Here is a 17,724-nt window from a genome sequence, read left to right as displayed (position 1 = left end):
GAGGGCACCGTCGCGTGTGCCCCGGCGCGTGTGCCCCGGCGCTCCGCTAGAGCGGGGTCGCGCGGAAGACGGTGGCGATGACGGGGGTGTCGTCGGTGAGCATCCAGGCGGGGTCGCCGAGGTGGGAGCGCAGCTCGGCGGTGAGCGTCTCGAAGTAGGCGCGGTGCACGTCTCGCCACGCCTCGACGGAGGGCGACTCGTGCAGCGCCAGCTCGGAGGTGACGGTGGCGAGCGTGGTCGGCGCGACCTCGAGGTACTCGACCACCGCGGCCGGGCGGCCGGCAGAGTCGAGCAGCGCGCGGCGCTCGCCGACGTGCGGCACGGGGGTTCCCGTCATCGCGTAGGCGGCGGCGAGGGTGCTGCTGCCCGTCTTGCGGCCCGAGCGGATGCGTGCCACCATCTCGTCGCGGAAGGGGCCCGGCTCGCCGAAGACGAGCGGCTCGAGCCCGGCGGCGTCGTCGCGGGTGACGGTCGCGGCGCGGTTCGCGGCGGCGGAGGCGAGGATGCGGTCGCAGAGGTCCATGGTGGCGACGTTGTCCCAGGCGCCGTCGGGGGAGAGGGTGCCGGCGGCGACCGCGTCGGCGAAGGCGCGGAGCTCGCCCACGAAGCCGCGGAGGTGGAGGTCGCGGCCGACGCCGGACATCGCGCTCTCGGCGGGGTGCAGCATGACGTCGGCCTGCGCGAGGGTGCCCCACGCGGGCCCGGCGGGCGCGAGCGCGGCACCGGTGGCGGCGGGGTCGGCGAATGCGGCACCGGGGGTGGCGGCCGCGGCGGGCGCGCCGGGGGCACGGCCGGCAGCGGGGAGGAGGTCGGCCGGCGCGGCGGCGGTGCGGTGCAGGCGGAGGGTGTGGGCATCCGTCGTCTCGGCGAAGCCCGCGTCGCCCAGCACGCGCACGCTCTCGACTTCGTTCGCGCGGCTCGGCAGGCCGGTGAGCTCGAGCGTTCCGGCGACGTCCGAGGCGAAGCCGAGCGTGACCGACAGGGCGACGTGCGCGCCCGAGCCGCTGTTCACCGCGTGCACGGTGGCGACCTCGCCGAACAGGAACCGCGCGAGATCGATCAGGTGGATGGCCGCGAGCGTGACGAACTCGGCCTCGGTGCGGCAGAACGGCGTCGAGTCGCAGCCGAACTGCACCGAGAACGAGCGCACCGTGCCGAGAGAGCCGTTCTCGAGCAGGGCGCGCAGCTGCCGGTACACCGGCGCGTGCCGCTTCATGAAGCCGAGCTGCACCCCCGCCCCCGCCTCGTCGGCCGCCCGGGCGACGGTGCGCGCCTCGGCGGCGGTGAGGCCGAGCGGCTTGTCGACGAAGACGGGGACACCGGCCGCGACCGCCCGCTGCGCGATCGCGAGCTGGTCGCCGGGCTGGGCCACGACGATCACGCCGTCGAGCCCCGGATGCGCGAGCAGCGCCTCGACCGAGTCGTACGCCGCACCGCTCGACCCGACGCGTGCGAGGGCGGCCCGTGACCGCTCCGTCGAGCGGGTGGCCAGCGCCGCGATCGGCACCCCGGCCAGACCGAGCGCCGGGAGGATGTTCGTGGTCGCGTGGAAACCCGCCCCGACGACGCCGATCACGGGTTCGCGACCGGCGTCAGCGGACGCCGACGCGGCCGCGGACGCGGCCACCGTCATGCCGAGATGTCGAGCAGCACGTGGCCCGAGGAGACCGTGGCCCCGACGGTGGCCGCGATGTTCGTGACCGTGCCGTCTTTGTGGGCGGTGATCGGCTGCTCCATCTTCATGGCCTCGAGCACGAGCACCAGGTCGCCCTTGACGACGGTGTCGCCGTCGGCGACCGCGATCTTGACGACCGTGGCCTGCATCGGGGCCTTCACCGAGTCGCCGGTGGCCGAGGACACGCCTCCGACGGCGGCACCGCGGCGGCGGGGCGGGGCGCCCGCGGTGCGCGAGGCTCCGGCGCCGGCGCGCGCGCCGGCCGAGACGAGCGTGGCGGGCAGGGCGACCTCGACACGCTTGCCGTCGACCTCGACGATCACCGTGCGGCGCTCGGCGGGCACGGGGGCGTCTTCGAGCGAGCCGCTCCAGGGCTCGGCGGGGTTGACGTAGTCGGTCTCGATCCAGCGTGTGTAGATCGAGAAGGGTTCGCCCGCCGCGGGGGCGAAGGCGTCGTTGCGGACGACGTCGCGGTGGAACGGCAGCACGGTGGGCAGCCCGGCGACCTCGAACTCGTCGAGGGCGCGGCGGGCGCGCTCCAGCGCGTCCTCCCGGCTGGAGCCGGTGACGATGAGCTTGGCGAGCAGCGAGTCGAACGAGCCCGAGATGACGTCGCCGGCCTGCACGCCCGAGTCGACGCGCACGCCGGGGCCGCCGGCGGGCTTGAAGACGTGAACGGGGCCGGGGGAGGGCAGGAACGAGCGCCCCGGGTCCTCCCCGTTGATGCGGAACTCGAAGGAGTGGCCGTGCGGTGCCGGGTCGTCGTAGTCGAGCACGCCGCCCTCGGCCAGGCGGAACTGCTCGCGCACCAGGTCGATGCCCGTGACCTCCTCGGAGACGGGGTGCTCGACCTGCAGGCGCGTGTTGACCTCGAGGAACGAGACGGTGCCGTCGCGCCCGACGAGGAACTCGCAGGTGCCGGCACCGAGGTAGCCGACCTCCTTCAGGATGGCCTTCGACGCGCTGTAGAGCAGCGCGTTCTGCTCCTCGGTGAGGAACGGCGCAGGGGCCTCCTCGACGAGCTTCTGGTGCCGGCGCTGCAGCGAGCAGTCGCGGGTGGACACCACGACGACGTTGCCGTGGGCGTCGGCGAGGCACTGGGTCTCGACGTGCCGGGGCTGGTCGAGGTACTTCTCGACGAAGCACTCGCCTCGGCCGAAGGCGGCGATGGCCTCGCGGGTGGCCGAGTCGAACATCTCGGGCACCTCCTCGACGGTGCGCGCGACCTTGAGGCCGCGACCGCCGCCGCCGAAGGCCGCCTTGATGGCGACCGGGAGGCCATGCTCGGCCACGAAGTCGAGCACCTCCTCGGCGCCGGTGACCGGGTCGATGGTGCCGGGAGCGAGCGGGGCACCCACCTTCTCGGCGACGTGCCGGGCCGAGACCTTGTCGCCGAGCTTCTCGATGGCCTCGGGCGAGGGGCCGACCCAGATCAGGCCGGCATCGATGACGGCGCGGGCGAAGTCGGCGTTCTCGGCGAGGAACCCGTAGCCCGGGTGCACGGCGTCGGCGCCCGAGCGGCGGGCCACCGAGAGGATCTTGTCGATCACGAGGTACGTCTCGGCGCTGGTGGTGCCGTCGAGCGCGTAGGCCTCGTCGGCGAGCTGCACGTGCAGGGCGTCGCGATCCTGATCGGCGTAGACCGCCACGGAGCCGATTCCGCTGTCTCGGGCGGCCCGGATGACACGGACCGCGATTTCGCCTCGGTTGGCGATCAGGACCTTGGAGATACGGGGCATAGTGACCTAGCTTATTGCCGCCGCACATCGCCGATTTGGCATGTGCGCACAAAAATGCCCGGGTGGGCAGGTGCCGACCCTACAAAGCCGGGCTAGGGCGACGACGGATGCTCGCCGGAACCGGGCTCCCAGAGCTCCGTCCACGACACCCCGAACCCGCCGAGCAGATCGCGCAGCACCGGCAGCGACAAGCCGATCACCGCCGACGGCGCTCCGGTGATCGAGCGGATGAACGGAGCCGCCAGCCCGTCGATGGTGAACGCCCCGGCGACCAGCAGCGGCTCGCCCGAGGCCACGTAGGCGTCGATCTCGGCGTCGGAGATGTCGTCGGCGAAGGTCAGCTCGGCCTGGTCGGTGCGCCCGGCCGCCCCCTGCCGCCGACCGCCCCGGTGGTCGACGAGCCAGTGGCCCGAGTGCAGCACCCCGGTGCGACCGCGCTGCGCCAGCCAGCGCTCGCGCGCCACCTCGGGCCGGTGGGGCTTGCCGTGGGCGACCCCGTCGAGCTCGAACGCCGAGTCGCCGCCCAGCACGAAGCCGTCGACCGGCTCGCCGTCCGGCAGCGCCTCCAGGGGCAGGGTCGCCAGTGCCGAGACGACCGCCTCGGCCTTGGCCTCGGCGAGCAGCTGCACCAGCTCGGTGGTCGTCAGCGGTGCGCGCCCGCCGGCCAGGCGCGCGGCGTTCTCGGCGTCGACCGCAGCGTCCTCGTCGACCTCCGACGGGAGCACGACCGGCTCGATGCCGATCTGGCGCAGCAGGGCCAGTCGGGCCGGTGAGGTGGAGGCCAGGTAGAGCCGCATCGGGCATCCCTTCCGCTCAGCGATCGCGGGTGGTCGCGCGGGTGTTCGCACGTGGTCGACAGGCAGCTGTGGGATGCTCGGATGATGCCTGACACCGACAGCGAGCTCCTCGAGCTGACCATCGACAATGTAGCCCACGGCGGGGTCTTCGTCGCCCGGCACGAGGGCCGCGTGGTCTTCGTGGCCGACGCCGTGCCCGGGGAGCGGGTGCTCGCCCGGGTCGTCGACGCCAAGTCGTCGTTCTGGCGCGCCGACACCGTCGAGGTGCTCGAGGCCTCGCCCGACCGGGTGCCGCACATCTGGCCGGCGGCGGCCCTCGAGCGCGACCCCTCCGCGCGAGCCGGCGGCGCCGAGTTCGGGCACATCGCCCTCGAGCGCCAGCGCGCGCTCAAGGGCCAGGTGCTCACCGATGCGCTGTCGCGCTTCGGCCGGATCGACCGCGCCGTCGAGGTGGAAGCCGTTCCGGGCGAGGCCGACGGCACCCGCTGGCGCAGCCGGGTGCGCCTGCACGTCGGTCGCGGTGGCCGGATCGGGCCGTACGCCGCCCGTTCGCACACGGTGGTGCCCGTCGAGACCCTGCCGCTCGCCACCGAGGCCATCGAGGCCGAGGCCCGCGCCGTGGCCGGAGCCCTCCGGTCGGACGGGCAGGGCGCCGCCGCGGTCGACCTCGTGGAGACCGCCGACGGCGAGCTGCGCGTGTCGCTCGTCGCCGAGGAGGTCTCGAAGTCGGGCGGCCGCCGCGGAGTGCGCCCGGGCGGGCGGAACGGTGGCGGTCGCGGTGGGCGCGGCGGGGGCCGCGCATCCGGAGACGGCCGGGGCGCGCAGACCGGCGCACCGGGCGGCACGAGCGTCGAGAAGCCCGCGACCATCGTCGAGCGCGTCGGCGACCGCGAGTTCCGGCTGGCCGAGAACGGCTTCTGGCAGGTGCACCGTTCGGCCGCCGAAATGCTCACCACCGCGGTCCAGGAGCTGACCCGGGAGGACCTCGTCGACCCGCGCGCCGCCAACCACGACCTCTACGGCGGCGTGGGGCTGCTCGCCGCCGCCTTCGCCGACCGCTTCGGCCAGGCCACCCGCATCACGAGCGTCGAGAGCGAGTCGACCGCCACCGACCACGCCGCCGAGAACCTCGCGGAGTGGATCGGCGCCCGGGCCGTGACCGGCCGCGTCGACCGCTACCTCGCCGAGCTGGAGCGCGACGCCTCGGCCGAGGACCGCCGGCGGCTCGCCGCGGCCACCATGGTGATCGACCCGCCGCGATCCGGCGCCGGCAAGGAGGTCGTGGGCGCGCTGACGCGGCTGCAGGTCGCGCAGGTCGTCTACGTCGCCTGCGACCCGGTGGCCTTCGCCCGTGACGTCGCCTTCTTCGGCGAGGCCGGCTACGAGCTCGACCGGGTGCGCGCCTTCGACCTGTTCCCGCACACGCACCACCTCGAGACGGTGGGCGTGCTCGTCCGCTCCTAGGACGGGCCGCGCCCCGCCGTAGGATGGGGACAGTCTTCGCGAGGGGTGACCGTGCACGACGAGAACGAGCCGACCACGACGGATGCGGGCAGCGACGCCCCGGCAGCCGCCGCTCCCCGCGTGCGCGTCGCGATCGTCGACGACCACGAGTCGGTGCGGTTGGGCATCCGGGCCGCCTGCCAGGAGGCGGGCTTCGAGGTCGTCGCCGCCAGCGCCTCGGTGAGCGAGCTCTGGGTCGACCTCGCCGGTGCCGAGTGCGACGTGGTGGTGCTCGACCTCAGTCTCGGTGACGGCTTCTCGGTCACCGAGAACGTGCAGCACGCCCGCTCGATGGGCGCCTCGGTGCTCGTGCACTCCATCGCCGACCGGGTGGGGCTCGTGCGGGAGGCGCTCGCCGCCGGAGCCGCCGGCGTCATCCCGAAGTCGGCCGCCACCAAGACCGTGATGGCCTCGATCGCCGCCGTCGCGCGCGGCGACGTGCTGAACAACCTCGAGTGGGCGAGCGCGATCGACGCCGACCCGGAGTTCGGCCGGGCGCAGCTCGCCCAGCGCGAGCGCGACGTGCTGCACCTCTACGCCTCGGGGCTGCCGCTGTCGCAGGTGGCGCTGAAGCTGAACATCAAGGTCTCCACCGCCAAGGAGTACCTCGACCGCGTGCGCGCGAAGTACGTCGAGGTCGGCCGGCCCGCGCGGTCGAAGGTGGAGCTGCTGCGGCGGGCGGTGGAGGACGGCATCCTGGCCCTCGACGACAACGGGCATGTCGGCTAGCACCGTGCCGCTCAGCCGGGCGCGCATCGACCTGGTGCTCTCGCGCCTGCAGGGGCTGTTCGGCTTCGCCTTCGCTCTCCTGTCGATCCCGGTGCTGGCCGGTTCGGCGTCGACGCTCAAGCCGGAGTGGGGCCGCGGCGTCGCCGTGGTGCTGTTCGGGCTGATCGCCGTCTGCTTCGTGACCTCGCTGATCGGCCGCGGCATCCGGGTGAGCATGACGCTGTTCGCCGGGGCGTTCGCCCTCGCCCTGCTGCTCTGGCCACTGGCCGTGCGGAGCCCGGAGCTCGCCCTGGGAACCCAGCCCTGGCTCTACTACATCCTCATCGTGGCCGTGGGCGCGGCCGCCAACGCGCTGCCCACCCCGTGGGCGGTGGTCTACGCCATCGCGGTGCCCGGGTTGTTCTTCGCCCTGCGGCTGCTGCCGGCCGGGGGCGGGGCGCCCGTGCTGATCGCGCTGCTCGACACGGTGTACTCGCTGGTGCTCGGCGCCTTCCTCGTGATCGTCAACACCGGGCTGCGCTCTGCCGCCGACGGGGTCGACGAGGCCCAGCGCACCGCGGTGCGGCGGTACGCCGAAGCGGCGAAGCGGCACGCCACCGAGCAGGAGCGCACCCGGGTCGACACGGTCGTGCACGACCGGGTGCTGTCGACCCTGCTCGCGGCGTCCCGGGCCGAGGGTGCCGACGACCGGCGCCGCGTGGTCGCCATGGCCGAGCAGGCGCTGGTGGCGCTGCAGAGCGCCGACGCCGAGTCGGAGCTCGGCGGCGACCGCCCGCTCGGCAGTCTCGTCGACCGGCTTCGCGCCCTCGCCGGCACCATCACGGCCGAGGTCTCCTTCCACTCCGAGGGCGACACCGCGCAGCTCGTTCCGGCGCGCGTGCTCGAGGGCATCTACAGCGCCGCGGTGCAGGCGGTGTCGAACAGCGTGCGGCACGCGGGCGATCAGGGCGTGACCCGCAGCGTGCGGGTGCATTGCTGGGGGGCATCCGGTTTCAGCGTGGTGATCAGCGACGACGGGCTCGGCTTCGTCGCCGACGAGGTGCCCGCCGACCGGCTGGGGCTCCGGGTGTCGATCCGCGAGCGGGTCGACGCCGTGGGCGGGTCGGCCACGGTGCGGTCGACCCCCGGCGAGGGCACGGTGGTCGTGCTCGAGTGGGCGCCGGGCGCGGTGCCGGCCGAGGAGGCGCTCGCGTGATCGCCGTCCCACGGCTGCTGCTCGTCGGCCTCGCCGCCATCTTCTCGACCTTCCACCTGGTGCTCGGCGTCTCGGCCCTCGACGTGCCCACGAACCCCTGGCCGGGGGTCGTCGCGATGGTGCTCTACGCGGCCGCGACCGCGCTCAGCCTGTTCTCGATGCGGTCGATCCGGATGCCCGTGGGCATCGCCGCAGGGAACGTGGCCGTCTCGGCGACCTCCCTCATCCTGGTGCTGCCCCAGCTCGATCCCGCCGAGGAGAACGGCTACGCCACCTGGATCATCGGCGCGATCGGCACGTTGATGACCATCACGGTGGTGCGGCAGCGCGCCCTGTTCGCCTGGACGGGCATCGCGGTGATGGTGATCGGCATCCTGGTCTGGACGCGCGACCCGCTGCAGCTGCCCGAGCTGGGCGTGATCGGCGGACCGATCTGGGTGGGCATCGGCCAGGCCGCGACCATGGCGATCGTGCGGGCGACCCGGGACGCCCGGCTGTTCGAGCTCGCCGAGCAGCGCGCCGCCGAGTGGGAGGCGCAGGAGGAGGCGGAGTTCTTCGAACGGCGCGTGCGGCTCGGCCAGATGGACCGGGTGGTCGCACCCATGCTGCGTGCGGTGATCGCCGCCGAGGGGCGGCTCACACCCGAGGAGCGGGAGGAGTGCCTGCACCTCGAGGCGGCGATGCGCGACGAGATCCGCGGGCGGCGCCTGCTCGACGACCGGGTGCGGCTGGAGGTGCTCGAGGCCCGCCGTCGCGGCGTCGAGGTGACCCTGCTCGACGACGGGGGCATCGACGACCTCGACCGCCACCAGCACGCCCGGGTGACCGCGGTGATCGCGCAGCAGATCGGCGACAGCACCGCCGACCGGCTGGTGGTGCGGACGGCGCGACCGGACGGCGAGGTGGCCGTGACGATCGTGGGGCTGCGCGACCTCGAGGAGGCTGCGGGCACCGTCGACGAGGAGCCGACGCTGGAGCTGTTCCTGGAGGTGCCGCGCAGTCCGTCCGACGACTAGGAGCGCGGCGCGTGAAAAAAGAACCGGGGGCCGATGTGTCGGCCCCCGGTCGAGATTTCGAGTCAGGACGATAACCCGAATACCGCCCTGACTCGCCCCCGGAATGCGAGCCCGCTTACCCTAGTCGACCCGCATCCGGCGCGGTGCTGCTCCGAAGAGCCTCACCTAGCACTAGCAATCATGTCGAGTCGCGGATGCCCGCACAGTCGTCATTTCGGAGGACATTTTCGCCCGTGCGTTCAGGAAACACGCAACCAGCGTGCAGGCTGTCACGCGGAGCTGCTCGCGGAGCTGCTAACGCGGAGCTGCTCCTCGGAACTGCTACGCGGAGAACGAACGCCAGACCCCGGGGCCGGGCTGCAGCGGGGTGCGGAGCGACCGCTGACTGCGCTGCCAGGCGGTGGTGGAGGTCGTGGGCTCGGACTGCAGCTGCTCGAGCTCCTGCTGCACGGCGGCCTCGACCACCACGGTCACGGCGGCCAGCTCCCCGGCGGTGAGCCCGCGGGTCACCACCCGGAAGGGGGGTTCCGAGGCCGCGATGTCAGTCGATTCGTGCACATCGTCGAGGCTACATTAGAAGCCGGACCACGAAAGGGCGGTCGACGCTGATGCGCAAGGCACTCACCTTCCTCGGGCGGTACCTCGCCACGATCCCCCTGAGCATCGGGTTCGCCGTCCTGATCCTCGTCACCTCGCTCGTCGCCGGCACCTTCTTCGGACCGCCGTCCGAGGTCACCGAGAACACGTGGGCGGCCGGAGTCACGACGGTGATCGACATGGGCCACTGGTGGACCATCGCCACCGCGCTGTTCATCCCGTGGGATCAGTTCCAGCTCGTCGCCGGCATCCTCGCCTCGCTGACGCTGCTCGGCGTGGCCGAGCGCCTGCTCGGCTCGCGCCGGCTCGTGCTCGTCTTCCTCGTCACCGGCCTGGTCGGCGTCTCGCTGGGGGTGCTGCTGCAGTGGGTGGGCTCGCTCGCCGGCGAGTGGTGGGCCGACGGCACCAGCTACGACCTGACGATCGACCCGCTGACCCCGATCGTCGGGGCGCTGCTGGCGTCGAGCTCGCTGATGGGGCCGCTCTGGCGCCGTCGGGTGCGGCTCGTGACGATCGGGTTCCTCGTGATGTTCGCGCTCTACGTCGGCGACACCTCCACGGTGTACCGCCTGATCGCCGGTATCGCCGGGCTCGTGATCGGCCACTACGTGTCGGGCCGCACCCGGCGGGTGGTGTGGCTGAAGAGCTCCTTCGGCGAGGTGCGGGTGCTGATCGCGGCCGTCGTGCTGATCACCGCCGTCGGGCCACTCGTGTCGTGGCTCGACCCCAACGGCAGCGGGGCGTTCGGTCTCGCCGGCAGCTTCTACGGCGACATCTTCCCCACGGCGTCGGGCATTGACGACTTCTGCTCGACCGCGAACGCCGACGTCTGCGACGACGTGAAGCGGCTCGCCGCCTTGGGCGGCCTCGGGCCGATCGTGCAGACCTTCGTGCCGCTGGCGCTGCTGCTGGTGTCGGCCTGGGGGCTCCGCAAGGGCCGGCGCTTCGCGCTCTGGCTCGGCATCGTGACGAACCTGGCCATGATCGTGCTGGCCTTCGTCTTCCTCGGCCTCATCCTGACCCTCGCCGGCGGCCAGAACGCGGCCACCGACGACACCCCGCTGCAGGCCATCGACGTGGGCGAGTACATCGTCTGGGGCGGGTCGACCATCGCCGTGCCGCTGGCGGTCGCGGTGCTGCTGTTCGTCAACCGCCGACGCTTCGCGCTCAAGGCGCCGCGCGAGGCGCTGATCCGCTTCGGCGTCGTGGTGGCCGGCAGCTGGATCGTGCTCGCCGCCGTCTACCTCGTGGTGGGCGGCCTCAGCCTCGGCTCCTTCACGCCGAACGACACGACCGTGGTCGACCTCTGGTTCGACCTGCCCCGGCGGTTCCTGCCGGTCACCCTCGTGGGAGTGACGGGCGACGTGCTCGTGCCGTCGGCGGGTATCGCCTCGTTCGTCTTCCAGTGGATCGGGCCGGTGTTCTGGGCCGTGTTCACCATCGCCTCGTTCCGGCTGATCGCGTCGACCGAGCAGCGGGTGAACGTGGGCGACCACCAGCGCATCCGCGCGCTGCTGCGCCGCGGGGGCGGCGGGACGCTCGGCTGGATGACGACCTGGCCGGGCAACGTGTACTGGTTCAACGCCGCGGGCGACGCCGCCGTCGCGTACCGCGTGATCAACGACGTGGCCATCACGATGAGCGACCCGGTGTGCCTGCCCGGCACCGAGCGCGAGGTGGTGCGGGAGTTCGTCGCGTTCTGCGACTCCCGCAGCTGGACCCCGGTGTTCTACAGCGTGCACGAGCAGTTCCTGCCGGCGTTCGACGAGCTGGAGTGGCAGCACATGTCGGTCGGCGAGGAGACGCTGATGCATCCCCAGACGCTCGAGATGACCGGCAAGGCCTGGCAGAACGTGCGCTCCTCGCTCAATCGCGGCACCCGCGAGGGCATGACGACGCTGTGGACCACCTACGACGAGCTCAGCCGCAGCTACGTCTCGCAGATCAACGCCATCTCGGAGGCCTGGGTCTCGGAGAAGGAGCTGCCCGAGATGGGCTTCACGCTCGGCGCGCTCGAGGAGATCAAGGACCCGGACGTGGCCCTGATGCTCGCGCTCGACTCCGACGGGCGCATCGCCGCGGTCACCAGCTGGCTGCCGGTGTACCGCGACGGCCGGGCCGTCGGCTACACCCTCGACTTCATGCGCCGCGCCGACGAGTCCATGGGCGGCACCATGGAGTTCCTGATCGCCTCGGCGGCCCTGCACATGAAGGAGCTCGGGGTGGAGGTGCTCTCGCTGTCGGGGGCGCCGCTCGCCCAGGCCCCGGTGCCGAAGGGGGCCGAGGCTCCGGCTCCGACCGTGATGACCGAGCTGAGCGACTTCCTCGCCCGCACTCTCGAGCCGGCCTACGGCTTCTCGTCGCTGTTCAAGTTCAAGGCCAAGTTCAACCCGACGTACTCGACCATCTACATGGCCTACCCCGATCCGCTCGGGCTGCCGTCGATCGGCGGGGCCATCGGGCGGGCCTACCTGCCGTCGATGAGCGCCAAGGAGACGGTGGCGCTGGTGCGCACGCTGGTGCCTCGGCGCTAGCGGGGCGCGGCTAGTCGTAGGGCGCGGCTAGTCGCTCGCGGCGGGCTTCTCGGGGGTCTCGATCCACTGCTCGAAGAGGTCGTCGAGGTCCTCGCCCGAGACCCCCTCGGCGTAGGCGACGAAGTCAGCCGTGGTGACGGTGCCTCCGGCATTGGCGGATGCCCAGCCGCGCGCGATCGCGAAGAACGTCTCGTCGCCCACCCGCTCGCGCAGCGCCTGGAGCGTCATGGCCCCGCGCTCGTAGACCGCGTCGTCGAAGAGCCCGGCCGGGCCCGGGTCGGACACCGTCAGCGACCAGAACGGGTCGTCGGCCGGGCGGTCGGCGAGAGCATCCGCCTGCATCGCCGGGGTCGGACCGCCCGTGTGCTCGGCCCAGAGCCACTCGGCGTAGGTGGCGAAGCTCTCGTTCAGCCAGAGGTCGCTCCAGCGGTCGATGGTCACGCTGTCGCCGAACCACTGGTGGGCGTACTCGTGCACGACGAGGCCGAGGTCGTCGGGGTCCTCCCAGGCCCAAATGGGGTAGACCGGGCGGGTCTGGGTCTCGAGGGCGAAGTCGAGGTCGGGCTGGTCGGCGGCGATGCCTCCGGCCTGGGCGAAGGGGTAGGGGCCGAAACGGTCGGCGAGGAAGGCGACGATCTCGGGTTGGCGGGCGAACTGGGCGGTGGCGACGGCGCCGTAGGTGAGGGCGGGGGGCGTGGCGGAGTCGGTGGCGGTGCCAGTGTCGCTGCCGGGGGCGGCTGCGGTGCCGGCGTCAGTCGGGTCGGTGGGGAGCGGGCGGTCGAAGAGGTCGCGGTCGACGGCGTTCCAGTAGTCGACGCCGTCGACGGTCGCCGTGGTGAGCACGAAGTCGCCGATCGCCAGGGTGGCGAGGTAGGGGGCCATCGGCTCGTCGAGCCGCCAGGTCCAGCGGGAGTGGCCGGGGCTCGTCTCGGTGCCGACGAGGCGGCCGTTCGAGACCGCCGTGAGGCCCTCGGGCACCGTGATGCGCAGGGCGAAGGCCGCCTTGTCGGAGGGGTGGTCGTTCACCGGGAACCAGGTCGCGGCCGAGCGCGGCTGCCCGGCGACCAGGAGCTCGCGGCCCGCGCCAGTGCCGGTCGTGAAGACACCCGCCTCGCCGTAGCCGTCGTCGATCGTCTCGGGCACGCCGGCATAGCGGATGCCCACCTCGAAGCTCGCGCCCGCGGGCAGCCCCGCGGCGGGGGTCACCGTCAGCTCCGAGCGCGGCGGGGTGGTCACCGGGTCGTCGCTGCCGGGCTCGAGCGGCTGCCCGGTGAGGGCGCTGATCTCGGTGCTGCGCCTCGTGAACGCGGCGTCGACGCCGTCGACCGTGACCTCGCGCACCTCGAGGTCGTCGAGGTCGAGGTCGAACGCCGAGAGGTCCTGGGTCGCGGTCGCGGTGATGGTGGCCGAGCCCGACAGCTCCCCGCTCCGGGGCTCGTAGGCGAGGTCGAGGTCGTAGCGGGCGACGTCGTAGCCGCCGTTGCCGTCGAGCGGGAAGTAGGGGTCGCCGATGCCCTCGGCGCCGGCCGAGAATCCGTCGCCCGGGTCGGGCTCGGCGGGCCCGGCGACGCAGCCGGCGAGCAGCACGGAGCCGAGCAGCACGGAGCCGAGCAGCACGGAGCCCAGCAGCACCGAGCCGACCGGCACCCTGCCGCGCAGCACCGAGCCGACCACCGCCGAGCTGACGACCACGATCGGCCCGCGCCGGGTCACAGCGGGATGTTGCCGTGCTTCTTCGGCGGCAGCGAGGCCCGCTTCGTCTTCAGCGCCCGCAGCGCCTTGATCACCGAGACGCGGGTGGCGGCCGGCTCGATCACGCCGTCGAGCTCGCCGCGCTCGGCCGCGAGGAACGGCGACGCCACGTTGTAGGTGTACTCGTTCGCGAGCTTCGTGCGCACGGCGGCCACGTCCTCGCCGGCCTCCTCGGCCCGCTTGATCTCACCGCGGTACAGGATGTTCACCGCACCCTGACCGCCCATGACGGCGATCTCGGCCGTCGGCCAGGCGAGGTTGATGTCGGCGCCGAGCTGCTTCGAGCCCATCACGATGTACGCGCCGCCGTAGGCCTTGCGGAGGATGACCGTGACGAGCGGCACGGTGGCCTCGGCGTAGGCGTAGAGCAGCTTCGCGCCGCGCCGGATGACCCCGGTCCACTCCTGGTCGGTGCCCGGCAGGTACCCGGGCACGTCGACCAGCGTCAGGATCGGGATGGAGAACGCGTCGCAGAACCGCACGAAGCGCGAGGCCTTCTCACCGGCCTCGATGTTGAGCGTGCCGGCCATCGAGTTCGGCTGATTGGCCACGATGCCGACCGAGCGGCCCTCGATGCGGGCGAAGCCCACCACGATGTTGGGTGCGTACAGCGGCTGCGTCTCGAGGAACTCACCGTCGTCGACCAGGTGCTCGATGACGGTGTGCACGTCGTAGGGCTGGTTCGGCGAGTCGGGGATGACCGTGTTGAGCTTCCGGTCCGCATCCGTGATCTCGAGCTCGACCTGGCTGTCGTAGACCGGCAGCTCGGCCAGGTTGTTGTCGGGCAGGTAGCTGAGCAGGGCGCGGGCGTAGTCGAGCGCGTCGTCCTCGTCGCTCGCGAGGTAGTGCGAGACGCCCGAGATGCTGTTGTGGGTGAGCGCGCCGCCGAGCTCCTCCATGCCGACGTCTTCGCCCGTGACCGTCTTGATCACGTCGGGGCCGGTGACGAACATCTGGCTGGTCTTGTCGACCATGATCACGAAGTCGGTGAGGGCGGGGGAGTAGACCGCGCCGCCCGCCGCCGGGCCCATCACGATCGAGATCTGCGGGATGACGCCCGACGCCGCCGTGTTGCGGCGGAAGATCTCGCCGTACTTGCCGAGCGCGACGACACCTTCCTGGATGCGCGCGCCGCCCGAGTCGAGCATGCCGATGATCGGCACGCCGGTCTTCAGGGCGAGATCCATCACCTTGATGATCTTCTCGCCGGCCACCTCGCCGAGCGAGCCGCCGAAGATCGTGAAGTCCTGGGCGTAGACCGCCACCTGGCGGCCGTGGATCGTGCCCGTGCCGGTGACGACCGCGTCGCCGTAGGGGCGGGACTTCTCCATGCCGAAGGCGTGTGTGCGGTGACGCACGAACTCGTCGATCTCGACGAAGGAGCCGTGGTCGAGCAGCTGCTCGATGCGCTCGCGGGCCGTCTTCTTGCCACGCTTGTGCTGCTTCTCGATGGCCGCCTCGCCGCTCGCCGTCACGGCCTCGTGATAGCGGTTCTTCAGGTCGGCCAGCTTGCCCGCCGTGGTGTACATATCGGGCTGCGTCGTCACGTCTTCACTCACGCGGTTCACTCTACCGGCCAGCCCTCGGGCGATCCGGTTGACGAAACCCTACAAATCCGGGGGCTGTCGTTGGCAGGCCGTAGCGTGGGGGCATGGAGCTGCCGCTGTCCCGTGCCCTCGTCCCGCGTCTGGAATGGATGGAGAGGGCGGGGTCGACCAACGAGGTGCTGGTGCGGGCGGCGTCGGGGCCGTCCGCCGAGGCCTGGCCGTCGTTCTCGGTGGTGGCGACCGACGACCAGGTGAGCGGGCGGGGGCGGCTCGGGCGCACCTGGTCGGCTCCGGCCGGAACGGCGCTCGCCGTGTCGGTGCTGCTGAGGCCCCGCGTCGACACCTCGCTCTGGGGCACGCTGCCGCTGCTCGCGGGGGCCGCGGTGCGGCGGGCGGTCGCGGGGGTGCTGCCCGGGCATCCGGTCGCCCTGAAGTGGCCGAACGACGTGCTCGTCGCGGGGTCGAAGGTGTCGGGCATCCTGGGTGAACTGCTGCCGGATGCTCGGGGCCTCGTGATCGGGGCGGGCATCAACCTGACCCTGGCCGCCGACGAACTGCCCGTGCCGACCGCCACGTCGCTGGCGCTCGCGGGCGCCCCGGCGGCGGCGGTCGGGGTCGACGCCGTGCTCTCGGCGTACCTGCACGAGCTCACGGTGCTGTACGCGGCGTGGTCGGAGGCCGGAGGGTCGGCACGCGCATCCGGGCTGCTCGACGAGCTCGCCACGACCTCGGCGACCCTCGGCCGGGCCGTGCGGGTGGAGCTGCCGGGTGGGGTCGTGCGCACTGGAACGGCCACCGCGATCGACGACGACGGAAGGCTCGTGGTGGACACCGACGAGGGCGCGCCGCTCGTCGTCGCGGCGGGCGATGTGACGCACCTCCGGCTGCGCGACGGCTGATCCGGGCGGTGGCGGGTGACAATGGCCCCATGTCCCGGCCCGACCCCACGACGCTCGAGCCGCCTCGGGAGCTCGTGCTCGCCCGGGTGCGGCCGCACGCGCGACGGCTGACGGTGCCCGTGCTGCTGCTGTTCGCCACGACGACGGCGTACGGCTGGTTCGGCGGGCGGTTCGCCGAGGAGTGGCAGAATCAGGCCGCCCTGGGCGGTGCCGTTCTTCTCGTGGTGGTCGGCACGCTGCTGCCGTTCCTCGTCTGGCTCGGGCATCGGTACACCATCACGACGCGGCGGATCATCGCGCGGCGCGGGCTCGTGAACCGGCACCGGCAGGATCTGTGGCTGTCGCGGGTGACGGCCGTGCACCTGCGGCGGAACCCGGCGCAGGCGGCGTTCGCCAGCGGGAACGTGCTGGTGGAGTCGGGGTCTGAGCTGACGCTCGAGCTGCACGACGTGCCGTCGGCGAAGCTCGTGGCGGCGCTGCTCGACGAGCTGACCGAGCACACGCCGCCGGTGTCGCGGCTGCCGGCGTTCCCGGGTTCGCATGCGGGGGCGTTCGGTGGTGGGCCGCCGCTAGGCTGAATCCGTGACTCTTCGTGTGGGTGTGATCGGTGGCGGACAGCTCGCGCGGATGATGATCCCGCCGGCGATCGAGCTGGGGATCGAGATCCGCGTGCTGGCCGAGGCCGAGGGCATGTCGGCGGCGCTCGCGGCCACCGCGGTGGGCGATTACACCGACCTTCCGACGGTGCTGGCCTTCGCGCGGGAGGTCGACGTCGTGACCTTCGACCACGAGCACGTGCCGCAGGCCGTGCTGCGGGGGCTCGTCGAGGCCGGGGTGGCCGTGCATCCGGGGCCGGATGCGCTGCAGTACGCCCAGGACAAGCTGCTCATGCGTTCTCGGCTGGCGTCGCTGGGGGTGCCGGTGCCGGTCTGGGCGTCGGTGTCGGATGCGCCCGCGCTCGACGCCTTCCTCGCCGACAACGGCGGGCGGGCCGTCGTGAAGACCGCACGGGGCGGGTACGACGGCAAGGGAGTGCGGGTCGTGTCGTCGTCGAGCGAGGTGGCGGACTGGTTCTCGGCCCTCGCTTCGGGCGAGGCGCTGCTGGTGGAGGAGCTCGTGGACTTCCGGCGTGAGTTGTCGCAGTTGGTCGCCCGCCGCCCCTCGGGTGACGTCACGCTGTGGCCGGTCGTGGAGTCGACCCAGCGAGACGGGGTCTGTGCGGAGGTGCTCGCGCCGGCTCCCGGGGGATCGTCGCGACTCGCGCCGGTGGCGGCGCAGATCGGCACCACGATCGCCGAGTCGCTCGGGGTCACGGGGGTGCTCGCGGTGGAGCTGTTCGAGACGGTCGACGGGCGCATCCTGGTGAACGAGCTGGCCATGCGGCCGCACAACACCGGCCACTGGACCATCGACGGCTCGACCACCAGCCAGTTCGAGCAGCACCTGCGGGCCGTGCTCGACCTGCCGTTCGGGGCGACCGGGCACACGGCGCCGTGGTCGGTGATGGTGAACATCCTCGGCGGTCCGGCCTCGGGCGACCTCGACACCCCGCTGCGGGCGGCCGCGGCGGCGCACCCCACGGCGAAGCTCCACCTCTACGGCAAGCCCCCGCGCCCCGGCCGCAAGATCGGCCACGTCACGGCCTCGGGCGAGGAGCTCGACGAGGTCGCCTACGTCGCACGTGCGGCGGCCGCCGCCTTCGACTCCTGATATAACCTCAGTTCTGGGGTAGCATCGGGGC

At 72.6% G+C, this 17,724-nt stretch carries 14 protein-coding genes; 8 read left to right on the top strand and 6 right to left on the bottom strand.

Annotation, left to right across the window (positions count from 1 at the left end):
- Nucleotides 1–46: 46 nt before the first annotated feature.
- The 3 genes from NVV95_RS16955 to NVV95_RS16945 form a co-directional block, all read right to left on the bottom strand.
- A complete protein-coding gene (locus NVV95_RS16955; protein ID WP_259487736.1) occupies nt 47–1,633 on the bottom strand; it encodes a Gfo/Idh/MocA family oxidoreductase in 1,587 nt (528 codons plus the stop codon).
- Entirely contained in the window at nt 1,630–3,414 is a 1,785-nt protein-coding gene (locus NVV95_RS16950; RefSeq protein WP_259487735.1) for an acetyl/propionyl/methylcrotonyl-CoA carboxylase subunit alpha, read from the bottom strand. The genes NVV95_RS16955 and NVV95_RS16950 overlap by 4 nt, the downstream gene beginning before the upstream one ends.
- Before the next feature lie 92 nt (nt 3,415–3,506).
- Nucleotides 3,507–4,211: a Maf family protein gene (locus NVV95_RS16945; protein ID WP_259487734.1), complete on the bottom strand. Its 705-nt coding sequence runs from the start codon at nt 4,209–4,211 to the stop codon at nt 3,507–3,509.
- Between the two features lie 81 nt (nt 4,212–4,292).
- On the opposite strand from NVV95_RS16945, the gene NVV95_RS16940 reads away from it, so the two are divergent.
- From NVV95_RS16940 to NVV95_RS16925, 4 genes are all read left to right on the top strand, one after another.
- Complete coding sequence (locus NVV95_RS16940) at nt 4,293–5,675, top strand: class I SAM-dependent RNA methyltransferase (protein ID WP_408611209.1); 1,383 nt, start codon at nt 4,293–4,295, stop codon at nt 5,673–5,675.
- A gap of 120 nt (nt 5,676–5,795) precedes the next feature.
- Complete coding sequence (locus NVV95_RS16935; RefSeq protein ID WP_259487752.1) at nt 5,796–6,443, top strand: response regulator transcription factor; 648 nt, start codon at nt 5,796–5,798, stop codon at nt 6,441–6,443.
- Complete coding sequence (locus tag NVV95_RS16930; protein WP_259487732.1) at nt 6,433–7,638, top strand: sensor histidine kinase; 1,206 nt, start codon at nt 6,433–6,435, stop codon at nt 7,636–7,638. Before NVV95_RS16935 ends, NVV95_RS16930 begins: the two co-directional genes overlap by 11 nt.
- A complete protein-coding gene (locus tag NVV95_RS16925) occupies nt 7,635–8,654 on the top strand; it encodes a DUF8320 family protein (protein ID WP_259487731.1) in 1,020 nt (339 codons plus the stop codon). The genes NVV95_RS16930 and NVV95_RS16925 overlap by 4 nt, the downstream gene beginning before the upstream one ends.
- A 321-nt stretch (nt 8,655–8,975) precedes the next feature.
- Here the strand turns inward: NVV95_RS16925 and NVV95_RS16920 are convergent, their stop codons facing one another.
- Nucleotides 8,976–9,212 carry an acyl-CoA carboxylase epsilon subunit gene (locus tag NVV95_RS16920; protein ID WP_259487730.1) on the bottom strand — a complete coding sequence of 79 codons (237 nt, stop codon included), beginning with the start codon at nt 9,210–9,212 and terminating at the stop codon, nt 8,976–8,978.
- Nucleotides 9,213–9,262: 50 nt separating this feature from the next.
- On the opposite strand from NVV95_RS16920, the gene NVV95_RS16915 reads away from it, so the two are divergent.
- The gene (locus NVV95_RS16915; protein WP_259487729.1) at nt 9,263–11,785 is read left to right on the top strand and encodes a phosphatidylglycerol lysyltransferase domain-containing protein; all 2,523 of its coding nucleotides are present in this window, start codon (nt 9,263–9,265) and stop codon (nt 11,783–11,785) included.
- Nucleotides 11,786–11,812: 27 nt separating this feature from the next.
- On the opposite strand, the gene NVV95_RS16910 is transcribed toward NVV95_RS16915, so the two are convergent.
- Entirely contained in the window at nt 11,813–13,498 is a 1,686-nt protein-coding gene (locus tag NVV95_RS16910) for a M1 family metallopeptidase (protein WP_259487728.1), read from the bottom strand.
- On the bottom strand, nt 13,495–15,066 hold the full coding sequence (locus NVV95_RS16905) for an acyl-CoA carboxylase subunit beta (protein ID WP_259487751.1): 1,572 nt from the start codon (nt 15,064–15,066) through the stop codon (nt 13,495–13,497). The genes NVV95_RS16910 and NVV95_RS16905 overlap by 4 nt, the downstream gene beginning before the upstream one ends.
- Before the next feature lie 122 nt (nt 15,067–15,188).
- Here NVV95_RS16905 and NVV95_RS16900 point away from each other — a divergent pair, with 122 nt between their 5' ends.
- Genes NVV95_RS16900 through NVV95_RS16890 form a run of 3 tightly spaced genes read left to right on the top strand, consistent with a single transcriptional unit; the run spans nt 15,189 to nt 17,693 of the window.
- Nucleotides 15,189–15,983 carry a biotin--[acetyl-CoA-carboxylase] ligase gene (locus tag NVV95_RS16900; RefSeq protein WP_259487727.1) on the top strand — a complete coding sequence of 265 codons (795 nt, stop codon included), beginning with the start codon at nt 15,189–15,191 and terminating at the stop codon, nt 15,981–15,983.
- Nucleotides 15,984–16,012: 29 nt separating this feature from the next.
- Nucleotides 16,013–16,561, top strand: coding sequence for a PH domain-containing protein (locus NVV95_RS16895; RefSeq protein WP_259487726.1), 549 nt, complete (start codon nt 16,013–16,015; stop codon nt 16,559–16,561).
- A 4-nt stretch (nt 16,562–16,565) separates the two neighbouring features.
- Nucleotides 16,566–17,693: a 5-(carboxyamino)imidazole ribonucleotide synthase gene (locus NVV95_RS16890; protein WP_259487725.1), complete on the top strand. Its 1,128-nt coding sequence runs from the start codon at nt 16,566–16,568 to the stop codon at nt 17,691–17,693.
- Nucleotides 17,694–17,724 lie beyond the last annotated feature (31 nt).

The sequence above is a fragment of the Herbiconiux gentiana genome (genome assembly GCF_024978135.1).
GTDB classification, from domain to species: domain Bacteria; phylum Actinomycetota; class Actinomycetes; order Actinomycetales; family Microbacteriaceae; genus Herbiconiux; species Herbiconiux gentiana.
This window is presented reverse-complemented; position numbering and strand designations above follow the sequence as displayed.